The 22,205-nt window shown below is 38.0% G+C and carries 22 protein-coding genes; 13 read left to right on the forward strand and 9 right to left on the reverse strand.

The window, feature by feature from the left end; translation table 11 throughout:
• Positions 1-8: 8 nt before the first annotated feature.
• The gene (locus tag RI845_RS02890) at positions 9-518 is read left to right on the forward strand and encodes a DUF3016 domain-containing protein (RefSeq protein WP_348388254.1); all 510 of its coding nucleotides are present in this window, start codon (positions 9-11) and stop codon (positions 516-518) included.
• A 49-nt stretch (positions 519-567) separates the two neighbouring features.
• On the opposite strand, the gene RI845_RS02895 is transcribed toward RI845_RS02890, so the two are convergent.
• From RI845_RS02895 to epmB, 3 genes are read right to left on the reverse strand one after another with little or no spacing between them, the layout of a single operon-like run.
• Entirely contained in the window at positions 568-1,470 is a 903-nt protein-coding gene (locus tag RI845_RS02895; protein ID WP_348388255.1) for a transporter, read from the reverse strand.
• Positions 1,471-1,491: 21 nt separating this feature from the next.
• Positions 1,492-1,797, reverse strand: a complete 306-nt coding sequence (locus tag RI845_RS02900) for a hypothetical protein (RefSeq protein WP_348388256.1) — start codon at positions 1,795-1,797, stop codon at positions 1,492-1,494.
• A 54-nt stretch (positions 1,798-1,851) separates the two neighbouring features.
• The gene (gene epmB, locus RI845_RS02905) at positions 1,852-2,868 is read right to left on the reverse strand and encodes an EF-P beta-lysylation protein EpmB (protein ID WP_348388257.1); all 1,017 of its coding nucleotides are present in this window, start codon (positions 2,866-2,868) and stop codon (positions 1,852-1,854) included.
• A gap of 90 nt (positions 2,869-2,958) precedes the next feature.
• On the opposite strand from epmB, the gene efp reads away from it, so the two are divergent.
• From efp to RI845_RS02920, 3 genes are all read left to right on the forward strand, one after another.
• On the forward strand, positions 2,959-3,528 hold the full coding sequence (efp, locus tag RI845_RS02910) for an elongation factor P (protein ID WP_348388258.1): 570 nt from the start codon (positions 2,959-2,961) through the stop codon (positions 3,526-3,528).
• A 186-nt stretch (positions 3,529-3,714) separates the two neighbouring features.
• Positions 3,715-4,689: an elongation factor P--(R)-beta-lysine ligase gene (epmA, locus tag RI845_RS02915; RefSeq protein WP_348388259.1), complete on the forward strand. Its 975-nt coding sequence runs from the start codon at positions 3,715-3,717 to the stop codon at positions 4,687-4,689.
• A 76-nt stretch (positions 4,690-4,765) separates the two neighbouring features.
• Positions 4,766-5,155: a MerC domain-containing protein gene (locus RI845_RS02920; RefSeq protein ID WP_348388260.1), complete on the forward strand. Its 390-nt coding sequence runs from the start codon at positions 4,766-4,768 to the stop codon at positions 5,153-5,155.
• A gap of 85 nt (positions 5,156-5,240) precedes the next feature.
• Here RI845_RS02920 and glnG read toward each other — a convergent pair whose 3' ends face one another.
• The 5 genes from glnG to RI845_RS02945 all read right to left on the reverse strand — a co-directional run bounded on the left by glnG (position 5,241) and on the right by RI845_RS02945 (position 10,858).
• Positions 5,241-6,650: a nitrogen regulation protein NR(I) gene (gene glnG / locus RI845_RS02925; RefSeq protein WP_348388261.1), complete on the reverse strand. Its 1,410-nt coding sequence runs from the start codon at positions 6,648-6,650 to the stop codon at positions 5,241-5,243.
• Between the two features lie 2 nt (positions 6,651-6,652).
• A complete protein-coding gene (gene glnL / locus RI845_RS02930) occupies positions 6,653-7,732 on the reverse strand; it encodes a nitrogen regulation protein NR(II) (RefSeq protein ID WP_348388262.1) in 1,080 nt (359 codons plus the stop codon).
• Between the two features lie 88 nt (positions 7,733-7,820).
• The gene (locus RI845_RS02935; protein WP_348388263.1) at positions 7,821-8,345 is read right to left on the reverse strand and encodes a DUF4124 domain-containing protein; all 525 of its coding nucleotides are present in this window, start codon (positions 8,343-8,345) and stop codon (positions 7,821-7,823) included.
• A gap of 216 nt (positions 8,346-8,561) precedes the next feature.
• On the reverse strand, positions 8,562-9,968 hold the full coding sequence (gene glnA / locus RI845_RS02940) for a glutamate--ammonia ligase (protein WP_348388264.1): 1,407 nt from the start codon (positions 9,966-9,968) through the stop codon (positions 8,562-8,564).
• Positions 9,969-10,153: 185 nt separating this feature from the next.
• A complete protein-coding gene (locus RI845_RS02945) occupies positions 10,154-10,858 on the reverse strand; it encodes a FadR/GntR family transcriptional regulator (protein ID WP_348388265.1) in 705 nt (234 codons plus the stop codon).
• A 234-nt stretch (positions 10,859-11,092) separates the two neighbouring features.
• On the opposite strand from RI845_RS02945, the gene RI845_RS02950 reads away from it, so the two are divergent.
• The 6 genes from RI845_RS02950 (at position 11,093) to RI845_RS02975 (ending at position 17,010) form a co-directional block, all read left to right on the forward strand.
• Entirely contained in the window at positions 11,093-11,848 is a 756-nt protein-coding gene (locus RI845_RS02950) for an SDR family NAD(P)-dependent oxidoreductase (protein WP_348388266.1), read from the forward strand.
• Positions 11,848-12,801, forward strand: coding sequence for a 2-dehydro-3-deoxygalactonokinase (locus RI845_RS02955; protein ID WP_348388267.1), 954 nt, complete (start codon positions 11,848-11,850; stop codon positions 12,799-12,801). The genes RI845_RS02950 and RI845_RS02955 overlap by 1 nt, the downstream gene beginning before the upstream one ends.
• 60 nt (positions 12,802-12,861) lie before the next feature.
• Positions 12,862-13,506: a 2-dehydro-3-deoxy-6-phosphogalactonate aldolase gene (locus RI845_RS02960; protein WP_348388268.1), complete on the forward strand. Its 645-nt coding sequence runs from the start codon at positions 12,862-12,864 to the stop codon at positions 13,504-13,506.
• A 41-nt stretch (positions 13,507-13,547) separates the two neighbouring features.
• On the forward strand, positions 13,548-15,110 hold the full coding sequence (locus RI845_RS02965; RefSeq protein ID WP_348388269.1) for a sodium/sugar symporter: 1,563 nt from the start codon (positions 13,548-13,550) through the stop codon (positions 15,108-15,110).
• Positions 15,111-15,116: 6 nt separating this feature from the next.
• Entirely contained in the window at positions 15,117-16,016 is a 900-nt protein-coding gene (locus RI845_RS02970) for an SMP-30/gluconolactonase/LRE family protein (RefSeq protein WP_348388270.1), read from the forward strand.
• A 115-nt stretch (positions 16,017-16,131) separates the two neighbouring features.
• Positions 16,132-17,010, forward strand: a complete 879-nt coding sequence (locus RI845_RS02975) for an aldose 1-epimerase (protein WP_348388271.1) — start codon at positions 16,132-16,134, stop codon at positions 17,008-17,010.
• A gap of 16 nt (positions 17,011-17,026) precedes the next feature.
• On the opposite strand, the gene RI845_RS02980 is transcribed toward RI845_RS02975, so the two are convergent.
• Entirely contained in the window at positions 17,027-19,102 is a 2,076-nt protein-coding gene (locus RI845_RS02980) for a hypothetical protein (protein ID WP_348388272.1), read from the reverse strand.
• Between the two features lie 219 nt (positions 19,103-19,321).
• On the opposite strand from RI845_RS02980, the gene RI845_RS02985 reads away from it, so the two are divergent.
• The 3 genes from RI845_RS02985 (at position 19,322) to RI845_RS02995 (ending at position 22,110) form a co-directional block, all read left to right on the forward strand.
• Complete coding sequence (locus tag RI845_RS02985; protein WP_348388273.1) at positions 19,322-20,284, forward strand: 2-dehydro-3-deoxygalactonokinase; 963 nt, start codon at positions 19,322-19,324, stop codon at positions 20,282-20,284.
• Positions 20,285-20,357: 73 nt separating this feature from the next.
• Positions 20,358-21,803: a sulfatase-like hydrolase/transferase gene (locus RI845_RS02990; RefSeq protein ID WP_348388274.1), complete on the forward strand. Its 1,446-nt coding sequence runs from the start codon at positions 20,358-20,360 to the stop codon at positions 21,801-21,803.
• A 16-nt stretch (positions 21,804-21,819) separates the two neighbouring features.
• Positions 21,820-22,110 carry an EF-hand domain-containing protein gene (locus RI845_RS02995; protein WP_348388275.1) on the forward strand — a complete coding sequence of 97 codons (291 nt, stop codon included), beginning with the start codon at positions 21,820-21,822 and terminating at the stop codon, positions 22,108-22,110.
• The last annotated feature ends 95 nt before the right edge of the window (positions 22,111-22,205 follow it).

Consider the following 22,205-nt stretch of genomic DNA (forward strand, 5'->3'; position numbering starts at 1 on the left):
TATTAGTTATGAATAACATGATTAAAATAGTTGCCGCTATAATGTCACTTTCAATGTTTACAGTGCCTGCTTTTGCCGGACAAGCTGAAATTGATTGGGTAGATCCAGATAAATATACTGATATTAGGCCTGGAAATGAATCTCGTAGTAAAATGCAAAAACGAGTATTTAAAGAATTAGGGAAGCACTTCTCTGAATTAGCTGCCAAATTGCCTGAAGGGCAAACATTAAAGATTTCAGTGACAAACATAGATCTCGCTGGCGATGTTCGTTATATGGTTGGTCCTAATAATGACACCATCAGAATTGTTGAAGATTTATATTTTCCTAAAATGAAATTTGATTATCAACTAATCAATAGCGATAAATCGATAATTAGCACTGCTAAAGCGGACATTAAAGATATGTCGTTCAATACTGGCGTACGAAGCTCAATGAGCTCTGAAGCATTTCAGTATGAAAAGAATATGATCGATGACTGGTTTTATAAGGCATTTCCAGAAACTAAAGAAAAGTAAACCAAGCATTTATAAGTGATTAGAAGAAGCCCGTTGAACGGGCTTTTTTTTAATCCCAACGGTAGGCCCAAGCTATAGCATAAACCACTGAATCGTTACCGCGATTTGTCGTTATCCCTTTGTTCGCAAGAAGTTTAAAACTATGTTGGCTATTTATCGCTTTACTATAGGTTATTCCTGCTCGGTAATTTGCTTCTTTATTTGCAGTTTGTTCACCATCGACAAATGTGTCTCCACCCCAAAAGTAATTACCATTTAATGATATCCAATGGCCGGGGCCAAAATCATAAATTAAATGCGATTGGACATTGTAAATTGGATCTTGCTCAAACGTTTTATTTCCTTGCAAATCATTATTATCAGTAAATATTTTAGCTGAAATTGACAGATCTAATTCCCATGCTCCAAATGGCATGGATGCACCAATTTCAGGTTTAAAAAACCATCTATTGGCACCAATGTTTAATATGTATTGATCATCATACTGACCGGTAGGTGCGCTCACTTGTAAACTGGCGCCAACAACAACACCTTTTGGATGTTTAACAAACTCCGACATGGTTTTGGCTTTTGCGCCATAGAAATTGTAGTTAAGTCGAACTCGAGTATCAGTCATACCGCAGTATTTTCTCGAGACATCTTCGCCTAAATAAACTGCTTCACCATATGAACAAGCTTGCCCGCCAACAATGTCTATTTTGCTGGAGTTGCCAAATAGTTCAAACGTATGAGCATAAGCGAATGCTGGTCCGTCAATTTCTAACGTGAGATTTTCAACTGGTATGTCAGGAGATGTATATATATCACCCTCAGTATAAACGTATAAGGCACCGAAAAAATTTTGTCCGGTGGGTAAATCAATATAAGAACGAGGGTCAAGCTCTTGAGCTACTAAGGTAGTGCATTGCAATAATAAACCAGTTGTTAATATTCTTTTTATGTAATAACTCAATGTGATCCCTTACTGAAAATTTTATTTTTGATATAACGTTTCAAATTCGCCTATAACTTTAAATAGTTGTTCTATTTTTTTTACTAATGTCACCAGCAACTGTTGATCTTTACTTTGCTGCCATTGCATTAACTCATCAGCTACTTCTTCAATATACGGCTGAAACGTCATCGCTGTACATTTAAAAATCGAACCTTTTGGAAAAATGGCGCTGAAATTCCCTTGCTTATCTTCTTTAAGTTGCGCCAAAGCACTATCGGCAATAATAGAGCGTTTTAATAGTTGTGAAATGTTATCAATCAGTTGTTGTTCAATTTTAAGCATCATAATCGTTAGGTATTCTTATATAGTTTTCTTAAATTTTTAATGGTAGCGATTCTATTATGACAAATTAATAGCTGTCTTGTTAGCCTCTCCAGCAATTTCTTGTACTAATTTAGGCATTAAAAAACCAGGCAACGTAGCCATCATATGCTTTGCTATTTGAATTGCTTTATCGGGCTTAACATCAAAATGTGCTGCACCGCTAACGGGATCCAGTAAGTGTAAGTAGTAAGGCAATATACCAACAGCGAACAGTTGCTCAGAGAGTTGGCAAAGCGTATCGGCATTATCATTAATGTTTTTTAATAACACACTTTGATTTAGCAACGTTATGCGTTTTTCTCGCAGCGGCTCTAAAGCACGATCAAATATATCATCTATTTCATTGCTATGATTTATATGAAATACCATCACCGGTTTTAATCGACCCTGGGTTAAAATGTCCACTAGCTGAGGTGTGATTCGCTGTGGGATCACAACCGGTAGTCGAGTATGAATTCGTAATCGTGTTAAATGCTTAATTTGATTTAATTGCTCAATTAACCAAGCTAAATGCTCATCTTTAGCCATTAATGGATCGCCACCACTAAAAATTACTTCATTAATTTCGTCATGATTCTTTATATAATCCAAGGCTTGTTGCCAGCGTTGTTTATTGGGGCTGTTATCTTCGTAAGGAAAGTGTCGACGAAAACAATATCGACAATTAACCGCACAGCCTGATTTAACAATCATTAATACGCGATGTTTGTATTTATGTAATAAACCTTCCGCGACAGTGTCATGTTCTTCTAGTGGGTCGGTAACATAACCGTCAACATGTTTATGTTCAGCGGAACAGGGCATTACCTGTTGTAACAGCGGGTCATTAAAGTTTCCTTTCTCCATTTTTTTAATAAATGGTTTGGGCACACGCACAGGAAAAAGCGTACGGGCAGAAAAGTGTTGACAGTATTTTTTATCATCTATTTCTAATAGCGATAACAGCTCTTTTGGGTCGGTAACAACATTTGCTAATTCTTTTTGCCAAGAACAGTGCAAATTGTCTTCAATCTGCGGTATTATTTGCAGCATTAATTAATCTCTGCTTACTTTTCGTTAAATGCGAATATTAATATACGAATATTAATCTATTAGTGAGTGCAAATATAGTAAGAGAACTCTATGGCTAACTTTAGTACCAACGAATTCAAAAACGGTCTTAAACTAATGATCGATGGCGAACCATGCAACATTCTTGATAATGAAACAGTAAAGCCGGGGAAAGGCCAAGCATTTAACCGTATAAAAATACGTAAACTTATCTCTGGTAAAGTAATCGAAAAAACTTATAAATCAGGCGAGTCTGTGGAAGGTGCTGATGTTATGGAAACTGACCTAGCTTATCTTTACGAAGATGGTGAGTTTTGGCATTTCATGAATAACGATACATTTGAACAAATTGCAGCAGACGCGAAAGCAGTTGGCGATAACGTTAAATGGTTAAAAGAAGGTGATTTATGTGTAATCACACTTTGGAATGGCAGCCCAATAACTGTAACGCCGCCAAACTTTGTTGAGTTAGAAGTGACTGAAACAGACCCTGGCCTTAAAGGCGATACTGCAGGTACTGGTGGTAAACCAGCAACATTAAATACTGGCGCTGTTGTACGTGTACCACTATTTATTCAGATTGGTGAAGTAGTGAAAGTAGATACACGAACAGGTGAGTATGTATCACGCGCTGGTAAGTAATATCAATAAATAACTGAATAATTAAGGGAGCTTGTGCTCCCTTTTTATTTTTAAAATGACTATTGATGCTATGAAGGGAAGGTACCTTTTAGAAACGAGAAACGAGAAACGAGAAACGAGAAACGCAAACAGAATTGTTAACCACTTCCTGAACTTGTTTCAGGATCTTATAAACCCGGATACATTATGAATTGGCAACCAACAGCTTCGATAGATAACATAAAAAAACGCGCTAAAATGTTGGCTATGATCCGTCAATTTTTTATCCAGCGAAATGTGTTAGAGGTAGATACTCAAGCACTTTCACATGCCACCGTAACAGATTTACACTTGGTTAGTTTTGACACTCAGTTTCATGATGCTGGCGCAAGTCCTGAATCAGGAACAACGCTGTATTTACAAACATCACCTGAGTTTGCGATGAAACGTCTTATTGCTAGTGGTAGTGGCTGCATATATCAAATTTGTAAAGCCTTTCGAAACGAAGAATCAGGTCGTTATCATAATCCTGAATTTACAATGCTTGAATGGTATCGAATTGGTTTCGATCATTTTGATTTAATGGCTGAAGTAGCAGAATTAGTACAGCACGTTTTAGGTTGTAAACCTGCAGAGCAAATAACCTATCAGCAAGTGTTTATTAACAATGTTGGCTTGGATCCATTGACTTGTAGTTTAGGTGATTTGAAACAAGCTGTTATTGATCACAAATTAAATGCAGATTGGGTAATAAATGAAAACAATTTAGATACATTATTACAATACCTCTTCGTAGAATTAGTTGAACCAAACATTGGAAATATAGTGCCATGCCTAGTGTATAACTTTCCTGCAAGCCAAGCTGCTCTTGCTAAAATATGTAACGATGACAGTCGTGTTGCAGAGCGATTTGAACTGTATTTTAAAGGCATGGAACTGGCCAATGGTTTTCACGAACTTACCGATGAAATCGAGCAGCGACAACGCTTTGAAGCTGATAATAAGCTTAGGGTTGAGAATCAATTAGCGGCTAAACCCGTTGACGAAAACCTATTGTCTGCACTGCAATATTCTTTACCAAATTGTGCGGGGGTTGCTTTAGGTATAGATAGGTTGTTAATGCTTGCTTGTGGTGCTAAAAACATCGACGAAGTTATCGCTTTTCCTGTTAACAGAGCGTAACAAAAAAACTCTGTTTAACATTGTTAATTGTGATATTATCACTTTCCTAGAAACTTTTTGGAATAGAGACTCACTTATGCTCGATAGACTTGGTATTACAGCGACATCAATATGCGCATTACATTGCATTTTGCTGCCTGTGTTAGTGCCGCTATTATCTTTATTCGGCCTAGAATTCCTTGGCGATCATGAATCAGAGCATATTTTTTTATTCGTGACGTTAATCCTTGGTTCTATTGCTCTTTTCTCTGGTTTTAAACGCTATCACCGTAAAATTTATCCATTTTACTTACTGTTTTTAGGTGGCTTTATCTATTGGCATAAACATAGTGTTGATGAAAGCTTGCAACCGGTTATGATCATCGTTGGTGCTTGTCTTTTAATTGCTGCACACGTAGTAAATTTGAAGTTATGTAACAATTGTCGAAGCTGTAGCGATCACGAATGTGGCACTGAATTAGAGTAAATTCTGCTGATATAGTAGTAATTTAAACTAGATAAAAAAATAAAGGGAACTGCTTAGTTCCCTTTATTCGTTCATGGACTTGGTATTATGAGTCTTGCAGTTCTTTCAACTTTCTCGTTAAGGTATTACGTCCCCAGCCAAGTTTTCTTGCTGCTTCCTGTTTATGACCATGGGTAAAATTCAGCGCTCTATCCAGGCATATTTTTTCAAATTCAGGAATAGCAGTGGATAAAATATCTGTGGAGCCTTGATTTAACTTTTCATCTACCCAAGATGATAGTTGTTCTTGCCACCCGCCACTTACTTGCGCTGAAATTGCAGCAACAGGGTTTTGTGATAGCTCCTCTGGTAAATCATCGACTAAGATTTCTTGTCCACTTGCCATTACGGTTAAATAACGACAAGTGTTTTCTAACTGACGAACATTGCCAGGCCAATCACAGCGCTGCATAAATTTAATGGCTTCGCGTGAAATAGTTTTACACTCAACGCCGAGTTCATTCGCCGCTAAATTTAAAAAGTGCTTAGCTAATTGTTCAATATCTTCTTTACGTTCTTTTAAACTAGGGATATGAACACGAATAACATTCAAGCGGTGAAATAAATCTTCGCGAAATTCGCCTTGATTAACCCTATCTTCAAGGTTTTGATGCGTTGCAGCTATGATCCTAACATCAACTTTGATTGGGTTATGTCCACCTACACGGTAAAACTGACCGTCAGCAAGTACTCGTAATAAACGTGTTTGCACATCAATTGGCATATCACCAATTTCGTCTAAAAATAACGTACCGCCATGAGCTTGTTCAAAGCGCCCCTGACGAACAGAGTTAGCACCGGTAAACGCCCCTTTTTCATGACCAAATAATTCTGACTCGATTAAATCTTTAGGAATTGCCGCCATGTTTAATGGAATAAATGAATTTTTCTTCCTAGGGCTATGTAAATGCAACGCATGGGCGACTAATTCTTTACCAGTACCAGATTCGCCATTAATTAACACGCTAATACTAGAGCGTGATAGACGGCCAATCGCTCTAAACACTTCTTGCATTGCTGGCGCTTCACCAATGATACCAACACCGTTTTCTGTTTTGGTTACGGTAGCCTTTTTCGCATTTTGTTCTTGTGCGTGGATTAATGCGCGTTTAGTTAAATTAAGTGCATCATCTATATCAAATGGCTTCGGTAAATATTCAAAAGCACCACCTTGATAAGCGTTTACAGCACTGTCTAAATCGGAATGGGCGGTCATTATGATAACCGGTAAGTCAGGGAATTTATCGTTGATGATGCTAAGTAACGTCATGCCATCCATTTTCGGCATGCGGATATCTGAAATAATAACGTCAGGTTGGCTGTATTCAATTGCTGCTAATAAATCATCTGCATTACTAAAAGAAGCACAGCTGATGTTTTCTCCCTTGAACGCACGCTCTAATACCCAACGTATTGAGCTATCGTCGTCAACAATCCAAACTTGTTCTGGGTTCATGGTTATACTCTCTTCGGTAAAGGTAATAAAATGGTAAATTCGGTGCGTCCAGGGTAGCTATGACAAGATAATTTCCCTTTATGTTGATGTACTAGAGTTTGCGCAATTGATAGCCCTAAACCAGTACCATCATCGCGCCCAGAAACCATAGGGTAAAAAATAGTGTCTTGAATTTCGGCTGGAATGCCTGGTCCGTTATCGATAATTGATATTTTAACTGCCAATTTCACTTGTTTACCGTTAATAGTTTGGTTGGTCGCAATTCTAGTTTTAAGGGTTATTACACCGCTTTCATCAAGTATTTGCGTCGCATTTCTAATAATATTGAGTAGACTTTGTTGCAACTTTTCAGTGTCAATTTCGATATCAGGGATCGACGGATCATAATCCCTCAAAATTTCAATTTGATTTACATTATCCATGCTAACTAACTGGCGAACCTTCTCTAACACTTCATGAATGTTATGCATTTCAAGCCTTGGCAATTGATTAGGCCCTAATAGACGATCGACTAAATTTGTTAATCGGTCAGCTTGTTCAATAATCATTGAGGTAAATTCTTGTTGATCTGGATTCAACTCTTTGTCGAGTAATTGTGCCGCGCCACGTAAACCGCCTAGCGGGTTTTTAATTTCGTGTGCTAATCCTCTGATCAAATCACGAGCAGCTTCCCATTGTTGTTCTTGAAAAACTTCTGCGCTGATTTGCTTTTGTTTATCGATTTGTTTGCACTCTAAAAGGATATGCTCTTTGTCATTAAACAGTGCTACTGATGCGGTAACTTCGATAGTAATGTGGTAGTTTTCAATAAACTCCAGTACGACGTCGGAATCAGTAAAATCTTGTCCTGTCTTTAATACTTGTATTAAGCGTTCAGTAGAAATGGAGCAGTGGGTAAAAATACTCAGAAACCTTTGCTGGTATAAACGGTTGAGGCTTTTTGAAAACAGAGCTTCAGCAGAAGAGTTCAAATATTGAATATTCAAATCGTCATCGATTATGACAACAGCGGTAACAAGCTGTGGAACTAAATGTTGAGCGTAAGTCGCTCTGATCTCTTTTAAACTAGCGTTGGTGTACAATACAATCTCCAATGCACCAAATTGGTGCGACCATTTATAGCAGTGTAATAAATAGTCAGGCGTTTTGCACCTAAATAGAGAAAATTAGCTAATTAACCCTAGCACGATGCAAGTAAACAGTTCTTTCTTTAGAAGATGCAATAACCTTGCCTTGATTGTTAAGTAGCTCTAATTTTATTTTATGTTCGCCGCGATCAACATCTCGTAGGATAAATACTGAACGGGTTTGAGGTTCTCCATGTGCTTCGCCATTCATTAGTAAGCGCACTTTAAAGCCACGCTTGAAAACAGGAGCGACTCTTCCGGAGATGTATATTGAACCTGAATTATCGCGTATGGTGGCATGATCTTCAGGTTGAGAGATTTGGACCTGGTATTCTTCTTGTACGACTCTTGGGCTGATATCCAGCACAGTAGTGTTTACAGAAGATATAACAGTTTGTTTGTTTTTAATTTCAATTTCTTCGGCAATTTCTTCAGCACCAGGTTTGGGGCTATCAGAATACACTAAATCACCATTTGCATTGCGCCACACATATATCTTTGATGAGGCCGCAGTAGCAGGTGCTAAGAGTGTAAAAAACAGTATTACAAAAATTGTATACTTTGCCATCGATTAAAATGTTCCTTTTTAAATCGTCTTACTAAATGATTGATACATCATATAGTTACTAACCCAAGTTTAGGGCATTACTATCTAATTTAACTAAATATTTAGCATAGTGCTAGTAAATTGCTATAAAATTTTATTATAGCAGTTCTGTAATTTATCGCTGAAACAAAGAAGCCCGCATTAGCGGGCTTCAATAAGTTTAAATGATATTCGCGATTAAACGCTGTAGTACATATCAAATTCAACTGGGTGAGTAGTTGAGTTTAATAATTCAACTTCATCACGTTTTAAACCAATGTAAGCATTGATCATATCTTCATCCATTACACCACCAGCTGTTAAGAAGTCCATATCAGCTTCTAAGCTATCAAGTGCTTCTTCAAGTGAAGATGCAACTTGTGGGATAGCCGCTGCTTCTTCAGCAGGAAGGTCGTATAAATCTTTATCCATAGCATCGCCAGGGTGGATTTTGTTTTTGATACCGTCAAGGCCAGCCATAAGCATTGCAGAGAATGCTAAGTATGGGTTTGCTGTTGGATCAGGGAAACGAACTTCAATACGAGTTGCTTTTGGTGTAGGAACAATTGGAATACGAATCGATGCACTACGGTTACGTGCAGAGTATGCAAGCATTACCGGAGCTTCAAAACCAGGTACAAGACGTTTGTACGAGTTAGTTGAAGCGTTAGTGAATGCATTTAACGCTTTAGCATGTTTAATAATGCCGCCAACGTAGTAAAGTGCAGTTTCAGATAAACCACCGTATTGATCACCAGAGAAAAGGTTAACACCGTCTTTCGCTAATGATTGGTGAACGTGCATACCAGTACCGTTGTCACCAACTAATGGCTTAGGCATGAATGTAGCTGTTTTACCGTATGCATGTGCAACGTTATGTACAACATACTTATAAATTTGAACTTCATCGGCTTTTAATACCATAGTATTAAAACGACAAGCGATTTCGTTTTGACCAGCAGTTGCAACTTCATGGTGATGTGCTTCAACAACTAAGCCCATTTCTTCCATTACTAAACACATTGCTGAACGTAGATCTTGAGACGAATCAACTGGTGCTACTGGGAAGTAACCACCTTTAACGCCTGGACGGTGACCTGTGTTGCCGTCTTCATAGTGTGTAGCACCATTCCATGCAGCTTCTTTGTCATCAATTTTGTACATTGAACCAGACATATCAGTGTGGAATTTAACGTCATCAAATACGAAAAACTCTGGCTCTGGACCAATTAATACTGTGTCAGCAATACCTGTTGAACGCATGTACTCTTCAGCACGCTTAGCTACTGAACGAGGGTCACGGCTGTAACCTTGCATAGTTGCAGGCTCAACGATGTCACAACGAAGGTTCATTGTTGCTTCTTCAGTGAACGGGTCTAATACAGCTGTTGCTGCATCTGGCATTAATACCATGTCAGATTCGTTAATGCCCTTCCAACCAGCAATTGAAGAACCATCGAACATTTTACCGTCTTCAAAAAAGTCTTCATCAATTTGATGATGTGGAAGTGTAACGTGTTGCTCTTTACCTTTTGAATCGGTAAAACGTAAATCAACGAATTTTACATCGTTATCTTTGATTAGATCGAATACTGCTTGTGACATGAACGTCTCCGTAATTACTCTGCAGGTTATAATTAAAGTGTAAAAATATTAGTTGTTTTTCATTAAGCGATTATCGTGCCAACTCTTTAAGTGTTTATATATAAAGGTTTTGTCATATGCGGGGCATTAAATCAAAAAACTTTACGCACCACTATGGTGCGTAAATGCACTGTTGTGGTGAGTTGTTAGTTCAGGTTAGAGTTTATCAGTTCTAACGCCTCATCTAAGATTTCTTTAACCGCTATATGGGCTTTTTCAGGGTTTCTAGATTTAATTGTGTTAAGGATATGAGCGTGCTTTTCGATATCTCCTGATTCACCTTTTGTAGCATTTGTATATCGAATACTTACTTTTAGTGCCGTACTAATAAATTCGGTTAATTGTACAATAAAAGGATTGCCACTGGCTTTTAGGACACCAGTATGAAAAGCAATGTCTGAATCTAGTGGATCATCTAAACCCTTTTCAGCAGCTTCCATACGGGCTAATGCTTTTTCAATTTCTTCTAGTTCTTCAAATGTTGCATTAACTGCGGCTAATGCAGCAGCTTGTGGTTCAATAGCTGCCCTAACTTCTGTGAAAGATTTTAACAATGTAAGGGAAGGGTTCGAACTGAGAATCCAACCGAGTACGTCGGTATCAAACATATTCCAATTAGTTTCAGGTAAAACCTGAATACCCTTTTTAGGGCGCGAAGCAATTAACCCTTTAGCGGCAATCATTTTAACAGCCTCTCGGGTGGCGCTACGACTTACGTCATATTGTTCGCACAGATCAGCTTCAGTAGGGAGACCTTCACCTACTTTATATGTCCCTGTAACTATAGCTTTTCCCAAGTCATGGGTTAGTTGGTAAGTTAAGTTATGTTTTTGTACCATCGTTATACTCATTTGCGCATTTATTCATTTGTCCATTAAATCATATAATTTCCCGAAAACAAATCCCGAATACATTTTTTATATGTTAATAGGTTGTTAAGTTATCGTATTTTTGGTTTATATCCACTTATTTATATATGTTTATCAGGTGTTATCAATGATTGAAAAAAACAATTAAACATGTGAAAGTGTTTATATAATTAAAAAAAATGCACTATAGATGTATTTGTGAAAGGGGAGAATTTGATGAGTTATTCTACTCATTATCCTAGTTTGAAAGGCAAAGTTATTTTTATCACCGGTGGTGCCAGTGGTATTGGTGCTGAAATGGTTCGCTCTTTTGTCGAGCAAGGGGCAAAAGTTGCTTTTGTTGACCTAGATAATAATGCAGCACAGCATCTATCGGATGATTTGCATGGAAATGTATGGTTTCAAAGTATTGATGCGACTAAACAAACTGACTTGCAACAATCAGTTAAAGACGCTGCTGAGGCATTAGGCGCTATAAATGTTCTCATTAATAATGTTGCTAATGACATGCGCCATCATGTTTCTGAAATAAGTGAGCAACAATGGCATGACTGCATGAAAATAAACTTAGATCCGACATTTTTTGCATCACAAGCCGTTTATCCTTATATGCAGAAAAATGGTGGTGGTAGTATTGTAAATTTCAGTTCTATTAATGCGATTGTTGGTTTAGCAAATATGTCTGGTTATGTAACCGCTAAGGCTGGAATTATTGGCATGACCAGAGCCATGGCCAAAGATTTTGGCTGTGACAATATTAGAGTAAATGCCATTTTACCAGGTTGGGTTGCGACAGAGCGACAGTTACAAACTTGGTTAAATGAAGATGTTGAAAACCAATGGATGGAATCCATGGCGATAAAAAAACGAATCCTTGCCAGTGACGTTGCCAAACTCGCTTTATTTTTAGCCTCTGATGATAGTTCAATGATAACGGGCCAAAAATTAGTCATAGATGGTGGCAAGATATAATGGCTAGCCAATATCTAGTAACTATTGATTGGGGAACCAGTTTTTTACGTGCTTACCTTTGTGAGTTATCAAAGGACGCTGAATTGCGGCTTATTGAGACCCAAGTAGGACGTGGCGTGTCAAAGTGTGATGGTAATTTTGAGCAGGAGTTGCTTAATTGTATTTCATCTTGGATACCTCAGTATGGCAAACTACCTGTGTATATGGCGGGACAAATTAGTTCAAGTATTGGCTGGCAAAACACAAAATATTTACCCTGTCCGCTAGCACCCAAAGACATTGCTTTTGGTGGAAAAAGTTTTAGCGCTAACGGTCATGATATCTATGTACTTCCAGGCACATCATGCGAGTATCCAGATCAAAGTTTTGATGTCATGCGTGGCGAAGAGTTGCAAATTTTAGGTTGGATGCAATTAGCTTTAGCCCATGAAACCGGTAAGCATATCCTGTGTTTACCTGGCACCCATACAAAATGGGTATTAGTAGAAAATGGCACTATCCGATTGTTTAAAACAGCGATGACCGGTGAATTATTCGATATTTTATCAAATAGCAGTGTATTAATAGAAGAGCCAAACGATAACTTTGATTCTAAAGTGTTTATAGAAGGTGCTGAATATGTTCTACAAGGTGATGCAGGTGATTTTAGTCATGACCTCTTTAGTGTTAGAACCAGGCAAATACAGGCACAGCTAACCAAGCAACAAGCAACGTCATATCTATCAGGGATTTTGATAGGAACAGATGCAAGAGCTGCACAGCAATCACCATATTGGGAATTCGATCAAGTTGAATCCATTCATATTGTTGGTTCAATAAAATTAAGTAAATATTTTGCAACGGTTTTAGGCTTAATGGGCTACAAAAGTAAAACCTATGATGCTAAACAAACGTCTTTGTTGGGCTTCGCCTCAATTCTTAAGCAGAGATGTCTTACCAATTCTACAAATTAATCCAAACTAAAACATAAAATCCTTTTATTCAGGTATGATTTATATTATAAATGGTGTTATATGAATATAGATCTACCTAAAGGAAATATGTTGCGCCAGTTACAAAGTAATCCATGCATAGCTATCCTTAGGGGGCTGAAACCAGCTCAAGCCAAAGCTATAGGGCAAAAGCTTTATCAGCATGGCATCAAAATAATGGAAGTGCCATTGAATAGGGAAGGTGCTTATGAAAGCATTGAAATTCTTTATAACTCAATGCCTTCTGATTGTTTAATTGGTGCAGGTACAGTCACTAAAGTAGAGCAATTAGACAGGTTGCATGCTTTGGGGATTAAATTAGCAATCTCTCCAAATACTGATGTTGATATTATCCAAAAAGCGGCTGAATATAACATGTTACATATGCCTGGGGTTGCAACTCCTTCAGAGGTCTATACAGCATATAATAGTGGCGCTCGTTGGTTAAAGCTTTTTCCGGCAACAACTTTTGGTACAGGGCATTTAAAAGCATTATTAAGTATTGCCCCCAAAGGTGCTAACTTTATTGCTGTTGGTGGACTAGATACTACTAACTTAAAAGATTGGATGGCTGCCGGAGCCAAAGGTGTTGGTATTGGAAATAGCCTTTACAGTGAAGATGACATATTCGTTGAAAGTGAGAAAAAAATAGCTTTGTTTGCAGAGGCTTGCAAACAAATTAAATAAAACTAAAAACAAACTTAAAAGAGAATTTTCAGGGGAAAATTATGAACTTATCAACACTAGACATTTCAGTCTTCGTGTTTTATGTGATTGCACTTATTGCAATTGCTTATATGGTTTCAAGAGAAAAAGTGGGCCATGAGAAAAATTCGAATGATTATTTTTTAGCAGGTAATTCATTACCTTGGTGGGCCGTTGGTGCTTCACTAATTGCGGCAAATATATCTGCTGAACAGATTATTGGTATGTCGGGCTCTGGCTACAAAATTGGTTTAGCAATCGCTTCTTATGAGTGGATGGCAGCTATCACTTTAATGATAGTTGGTAAGTATTTTTTACCAATTTTCCTCGAGAAAAAAATCTACACTATGCCGCAGTTTCTAGAACAGCGCTTTGACCATCGTGTAAGAACAGTAATGGCGGTATTCTGGCTAGGGGTTTATGTATTTGTAAACTTAACTGCTATTTTATGGTTAGGGGCTTTAGCAATTAACACCATTACCGGTGTAGATGTTGTTTATGGCATGATCTTCCTTGGTGGTTTCTCAGTAGCTTACTCTCTTTATGGTGGCTTAAAGGCAGTAGCCTTTACCGATATTATTCAAGTGGTGTTATTAGTATTAGGCGGCTTGTTCTTATCTTATATTGCTTTAGATTTGATTGGCGAAGGACAAGGCCTAATAGCTGGTTTTAATAACTTAGTAGCGCAAGCGCCAGAAAAGTTTGACATGATTTTAGCCAAAGACAGTGAGCACTATATGGACCTTCCTGGTTTGTCTGTTCTTGTTGGTGGCATGTGGATCATGAACCTGTCGTATTGGGGGTTTAACCAATACATTATTCAACGTACGTTAGCCGCAAAAGATCTACGTGAAGGCCAAAAGGGTATCGCTTTTGCCGCATTTTTAAAACTATTAATGCCAGTAATTGTTGTATTACCAGGCATTGCAGCTGTGTTACTAGTACCTGATTTACACAAACCTGACCAAGCATATCCAGCATTATTGAATTTGATGCCAGAAGGCTTAAAAGGATTAGTTTTTGCAGCATTAGTTGCAGCAATAGTTTCTTCACTAGCGTCAATGACAAACTCAATCGCAACTATTTTTACCATGGATTTATATAAAAATGATAAGAAACCTCGTAGTGAAGAGCATTACGTAAAAGTTGGACGCATTGTGAGCTTAGGCGCTCTAGTTATTGCAATGATAGTGGCTAAGCCATTACTTGGTCAATTTGATCAGGCTTTCCAATATATTCAAGAGTTTACTGGCTTCTTTACACCAGGTATAGTTGCGCTATTCTTCTTAGGTATGTTCTGGAAAACAACTACTGCAAATGGAGCTTTAGTTGCAGCTTTAGGTTCTGCACTATTTTCGTTTATATTTTGGATGATTTGGCCTGAATTACCATTTATGGACCGTGTGGGTTTAGTGTTTGTACTTTGTACATCGCTCGCCGTTATTGTTTCCCTTTTAGAAAAGAAAGGTGAGCATGACAATGCAGTTGACCTGAAAGGAATGGACTTTAGCACATCAAAAGGATTTAACATTTCAACAGTCGCTGTTTGTTTAATCTTAATAGGCTTCTACTCTGCTTGGTGGTAATAAGCTATGTCAAAAGTAACAATCGGTAACTTACTCAAAGTTATCGACGTTACAAATACATTAGGTGAGGGCGTGCAATGGCACGCCCTTAGCCGTTGTATTTGGTGGACCGATATCGAAGGCTCTAGCCTTTATTGTTACTGCACTAAAACAAACCAATTAACCAGATTTCAAATGCCTGACCGAGTAGGCTGCTTTGCTTTTATTAAAAATGATAAAAGGCTGATCGTTGCTTTCGCTAATGGTTTAGCTTTTTATGATTTTGAAAGTGAAGCGATTGAATGGCTAGATAAACCTGAACAGCATATTCCCGGAAATCGGTTTAATGATGGGCGAGTTGATCGACAAGGTCGATTTTGGCCTGGTAGCATGGTTGAAACCCAATCAGCTAGCAATCAATTAGCACATTTATATATGGTAAATAAAGAGCTTAAATGCCAACCAAAGATAAGTGATATTGAAATATCTAATGGTCTTTGTTGGAGTCCTGACGGAACTAAGCTTTATCATGCTGATTCACCAAAACAACAATTATTTCAATATGATTTCAATGTTGATACTGGTGAAATCTCAAATAAAAGGCTTTTCGTTACAACAGCTGAGAATTCATATCCAGATGGTTCAACGGTAGATGCACAGGGGTTTATTTGGAATGCTCAATGGGGAGGCTCTAGAGTTGTTCGTTATAATACTGATGGGCAAGTAGATATTGAACTTAGCTTGCCAGTTTCACAGCCTAGTTGTGTTGCTATTGGGGGGCCAAATCTTGATTGGCTAATCATAACTTCTGCTCGCCAAGATTTATCAGCAGAGCAATTATTAACTGAACCACAAGCCGGTAATGTGTTTATTTATCAGCTTGATGGCGTACAAGGGCTTGAAGAAAACCAATACGTCTTACCATAAATCCTCATCAGACAATGATGATTAAATTATTTTTGGGTTAAATGCAATGCAGAGTTGCATAACCAAGAAACAAACGTTAATCTAATAATATGATAAATAGTATTATAGATACTTGATGAAGATAATAATAAAAGATAGTAAAAGTGAAGTGGTTATTGCACCTGAACTTGGTGCAAGTATCTTAGCTTATGACTACATTACAAATGATAATCGATTTTCTATTTTCCCAAATAGGCTTGGTGCTGTAGATGTTACCAGCACAGCATGCTTTCCGTTAGTACCATTTTCAAACCGCATTCGAGAAGGCAAATTCTTCTGGCAAGGTGAACAAATTCAATTGCCATTAAATCAACTTCCAGAGCGGCATACAAACCATGGTCATGGGTGGCAAGTGGCTTGGAATGTTGACGAGCAAACTGAAAGTAGCTTGACCCTAAGCTATGTGCATACCGCTAATGAATGGCCTTTTTCGTACAAGTCGATATATCGTTTTGAATTGCAAAACGGAGAGCTGTTACAAACGTTAATCTTGAAAAACCTTAGCCCAAATGAGATGCCAGCGGGTCTTGGTTTGCATCCATACTTTTCCCGTACTGCTCAAGCCACGCTTAAAGCTGATGTTAAACAAATGTGGCAGGTAGATAATGAATCCATGCCCGTTACCGTGATAGATGCACCTAAGTGCTTACAATCTGCGCAAGGTATGGTGGTTAATGATCATCAGTTGGATAATACATTCATCGATTTTCCTGCTAAAGCAAAAGTGTGCTGGCCTGAATGGCAAATGTGTGCAGAAGTTAGTGCATCTACTAACTGCAAATTTATGGTTGTTTATAGCCCTGAAAAGCAGGATTTCTTTTGTGTTGAGCCTGTTACTCATGCTCCAAATGCAATAAATAAGCATCAACGAGGCATTGAAAATACCGGATTTTCAAGTCTGAAGTCACAACAAGAAATGACTGTTTGGATGCGCGTATCACCTAAACCAGTTTAATACTCTTTCGTTTCAATTATTGCTGTAAGCGATACTTGTACATATGATAATTTGTCCTACGTACATACTCTAACAACTGATAATAAGGCCTGTCAGAAGAAGAGACTAAACCGGCATTAGCATTTTCCCCAACGACACTTCGACCAGCCGTTGTCGAGTCGGCCCACATAAACCAATGAGCACCGACATTTTTGGGGTCACGCATCGAGCTTTCTACAAAGTTTTGATATTTTTCACCTCTGTTACGCTGATCTGATGCATGGCCAAGTCCTGGATAGAATTTACCTGAATCGACAGCACCAAAGTTGAATTCAGAAATTAAGTAAGGTTTGTCTATATTAACCATTTCTGCAATGCTGTTTTCTAACATTTCGTTATCGTATTGATTAAATGAAATAACATCTAAATATTGTGCGCCAATGCTTACATTGTAGTGGTTTCGATGATCGGCATTTACGTGCCAGCGACAACCTAAATACAATTTATTAGGTGCGTGATTTTTTATTGCTTTAGAAATGGTACTGAAGTATTTGTGGCTCATTTTCTGATAAAAGGCAATGTTTGCTTGTTCAAGCATTGTTATGTTTTTTAAAGGAAATTCTTGTTTATTCGCCTTAAGAGCAGACCAATTCGTAAATGAACTTCCTAGGCGTTTATTTACTTCATCAAGAGTCTTGTATATATCTTTAACAATATCTACATACTGGTGCTTAGCAGAGCTGTTTTTAGGCTTTTTAATCAATTCTTTTGCCAAGGTATTTGGGCTTTTCCAATACAACTCGTTATCAATAAAAAAACCGATAAAAAATGGATCATCTTTTATCGCTGTCGACGCCTGTTTTACTCGCTTGTTTACACTCTTGGCAAAATTTGGAGAGAATACATCCGGAAACTTACTGGTTATCCCTGGGTTTCCCCAAATTGTAGATAGTGTCTTTGTATATGGAATTCTATTTTGCTCACTTACAAGTGCGCCCTTATTGCTAAAGCCGGCTACCGTATTTAACCCCCAGCTGTGCATTCGAGTGGCAGAAAATTGCGCATACTTTGATTCATCATTATGGCCATATTTGCGAAACATATTTAACTTACCGAAATCGAACTCGCCATTTTTCTGATAAAACTGACCATACTTGGCATCATTTTTCTTAGGAAGAAACTCGAAAAAGTTCTCACGGCCTGTTACTGGTGTACCCACATGCAATTGCAGAGCACTATTCACCCCTATAGACCAGAATAAATAGCCGTTAGGATCAACAAACCACCATTTACCCTGATGTTTCTCTACACGAAAGTGCCCACTTGCAGTTAGTTTCGGACCAAATTTACTCCACTCTTTGGAGCCAGTATGTAAGTTTAAGTCGACTTGTTCATCTTTAAGTTCTTGCTTAAGTTGTGCATCTGTTAGTGTTTTACCTAGCCAAGTTTCATGTTTGTATTGGCCAAACCTGTCAATAAATGGAAAAAATTTCTCTTTGTTAGTTGTATATAGCTGAGCAAATGCTGGGCGCTTTAAACTCATTTTTTTTAATAAAATAGTTTGCGAAAAAGACTGGGCAGGTAAGGTAAGTTTAATTTGATTAGTTAACGCTAAATCAAAACTATTAGTGAATGATATTGCGGTTGGCATGCCGCGAGTGTTCGGAAAATCCTCGCTCATCGCTGCATAGGTTGTTTTTCTAGTCGAATAATCAGGAAGTAGTAAATTGTTAAATAAGCGTACTTCTTTAGCCTCAAGCCAACCAATAGCATGTATTGGTTTAGTAAACTTTCTTCCTTTTACCTTGCCTAAGATATAGCTATCGAAGCGCAGGCGCTGGTCAGTTTTATTTTCTAAATCTAGCGTTAAGTAGAGCCATTGATGTATATCCCAATTTCCCGAAAATGAAATGCTGGCCTTCTCATTGGCTTTAACCTCGATAAGTAAACCATCTTCACTGTAAGTAATGTTGCCGCCAGAGTGAGTTATTTCATTTTTCGGTATTGCTTTGCGAAAGTCTACGAGGACTTTAGGTTCAGCATTTTCAGCAGCATTACAGCCCAACAATATAGATAAATATAAAATAAAAATCGCGCTGAATTTGGCCTTCATAATTGTCCTTTGACGATAATATTTGTCAGTTTATGCAAATTGTTCTTCCAAATTGTAGTAAAGTACTATATATAATACAATACAGATTAATAAATATGATGAATAAAGTATAACTACACTCTTTTCATCAACTGGGTATACGTCCCTGGAAGTTATAAGGTAAGAGCACCGCTATTTACGAATATGAATGTAATAAAACTATTGTTGGGGAAAGTATAGGTGAATGTTGAATATGTCATAGTTGCAGATTGGGGCAGTAGTCATTTGCGTGCCTATTTATGCCAACTTAATCAGCAAGGCACTTTAACAGTAATAAAATCTGCCAAAGGAACAGGTGTAACGAAGATTGAAGAACAATTTGAGCAGCACCTTATGCAGGTTATAGCGCCATGGCGGAAAGAGTTTGGACAAATGCCAATTCTCTTATCTGGCCAAGTAGGGTCAACCTTAGGCTGGAAAGAAGCACCGTATTTACCTTGTCCAGTTTCTCTTGATCGACTAGCAACCTCTTGTTTAACGTTTATATGTAGGGGCCACCCTATATACATCGTTCCCGGGCTAAGTTGTGAAATTCCTGATAAACACTCTGATGTAATGCGCGGCGAAGAATTACAAGTATTAGGCTTGTTACTTAAACATGAAAAGTATCAACAAGGTCGTCAGCTTATTTGCTTACCTGGTACGCATACTAAATGGGTACTGGTTGACAATGGCGAAATACAATTCTTTAAAACCGCAATGACCGGCGAGCTGTACGATCTGCTTACCAGTAAAAGTGTCTTAATTCAAAAGAAAACAAACATTTTTGATGCAGACGCATTCAAGCTTGGCGTTGATAAAGCCAATTCAAGCAGCGTCGGTAGCTTTAGTCACAATATTTTTAGTGTGCGTACGAAGCAACTTTTTGGCGAGTTAAATCAAGGTAATGCATGCTCTTATTTATCTGGACTACTTATTGGTAGTGATGTACATGCTGCCATCGCGACTGAGCAATGGAATATCTCTGATATTACCGAAGTTGTCATCGTTGGAGATGAACATTTAAGCACTTGCTTTGCAATGGCGCTTGAATCGCAAGGTGTACAGACGCGTGTTGTTGATGAGGCCGAAGTTGCCATCGCCGGCTATTCAGGGATATGTAATAGTTTATTTTTAAAAGATTTAACGCAAACAGCAATATAAAAATAAAAATAAAAATAGGAATACGTTTTCTAACAATAGAACGCGGAGATGACATTAATCCCAGGGAATTAAAATGTTTAACACCACTTTGAATAATTCAATTAAAGCGCTAATTCTAGCGACTGTAGCAGCCACTATCAGTATGTTCTTTGCACTCAAAGTGAACGCAGCAGAAAAACCTAATTTAATTGTTATTTTAACCGATGACCAAGGCTATGCTGATGTCGGCTTCAATGGCTCCAAAGAAATATTCACCCCCAATATTGATCGCATTGCCCATGAAGGAGCACGGTTTACTAAAGGCTATGTATCATACCCGGTTTGTGGACCGAGCCGAGCAGGTTTATTAACTGGTCGTTACCAAGATCGATTCGGTTTTGTCGGGAATCCAACCATAGATCCAACCGTTGAAAATGCAGGTATTCCCAAAACCGAGAAAAATATTGCTGAAGTATTAAAGCCTGCTGGCTATACGTCAGGTATTTTAGGGAAGTGGCATATGGGAACTCATCCAGACTTGCACCCGAATAAGCGTGGTTTTGATCACTTCTTTGGTTTTTTGTCTGGTGGTCATCGTTACTTTCCAGAAGAATTGAATATTAACGACTTATCAGAGGTGACGAAAAAATGGCAGTGGTATTCCACTCGATTATTACGCAATAACGAGCGCGTTGACATAAAAGAGTACTTAACCGATGAACTGTCTAATGATGCAGTAAACTTTATTAAACAAGAAAAGGATAACCCATTCTTTTTATATGTTGCCTACAATGCCCCACACGCTCCATTACAAGCAACTCAAGAGTATTTAGACCGTTATCCGCATATAAAGAATAAACGTCGCAAAACTTATGCGGCTATGATCAGCGCAGTTGATGATGGCGTTGGCAAAATTTTAGATACCTTAAAAGAGCAGGGCATCGATGATAATACTATTGTCTTTTTCCTATCAGATAATGGTGGTCCATTAGAAAAGAATGCTTCAGATAATGGCGTATTACGAGGTGCAAAAGGTGACCCGTTTGAAGGCGGTGTAAGAGTACCATTTGCTATGCGTTGGCCAACAAAAGTGCCTGCCGGCATAGATTACCATAAGCCGATAAGCTCGCTGGATATACTTGCCACAATTGTTGATGAGGCAAGTGTTGATGTTAGCAAAAATAAGCCATTAGATGGGGTGAATTTAGTGCCTTATTTAACTGGCGAAAACAAAGGCCAACCTCACGATGTTTTATTTTGGCGAAGTTTTGGTCGTTGGCAGGCATCGCTCACCGGCGATACGAAAATGATCAAACAACGCAAGCAAACCATGCTTTATGACATCGAGGAAGATATTTCAGAGAGTAGTAATCTTTATAAACAAAATAAAAGCGAGTTTAATAAGCTACACGCTGAGTATGAGCAATGGAATGAAGAGCTTGAAGGCCCATCATTCCCTAAATTAGGAAGCTGGGACTTTAAGAAGCAAAACGCTCAAGCAGTAAAGCCTAAAAATACAAAGACCAAAAAAGCAGAATAAAATCAAGGGGAAAATTATGAAAGCCAAAATGTTCACAGTAGCAGCGTTACTAACGTTAAGTTTTTCAGCATCGGCAAACGACTACTTCAATAGTTTTGATGTAGATAAAAATGGCTATATCGATATCAACGAACATAAACAAATGTCGAAAGGTTGGATGGATAAAAAAGGCATTAAGGATGAAAAGCTGAGAGCTAAATATAATCAAGGTGGCTTCGATAAAAAAGATGCCAATAAAGATGGAAAGCTAACACTTGAAGAGTTTAAAAAAGCTCAAAAAAAGAAGAAAAAAAATAAAAACAAATAACTGAGTTTATTTAAAGCAAAGCCGAAGTTGCAACTAAGCATCATAAAGTTATGGCTGCTTGTGCCGAGGACTTCGGTTTGTTTATTTTTAAGGGC

Source organism: Thalassotalea nanhaiensis, from assembly GCF_031583575.1.
GTDB classification, from domain to species: Bacteria; Pseudomonadota; Gammaproteobacteria; order Enterobacterales; family Alteromonadaceae; genus Thalassotalea_A; species Thalassotalea_A nanhaiensis.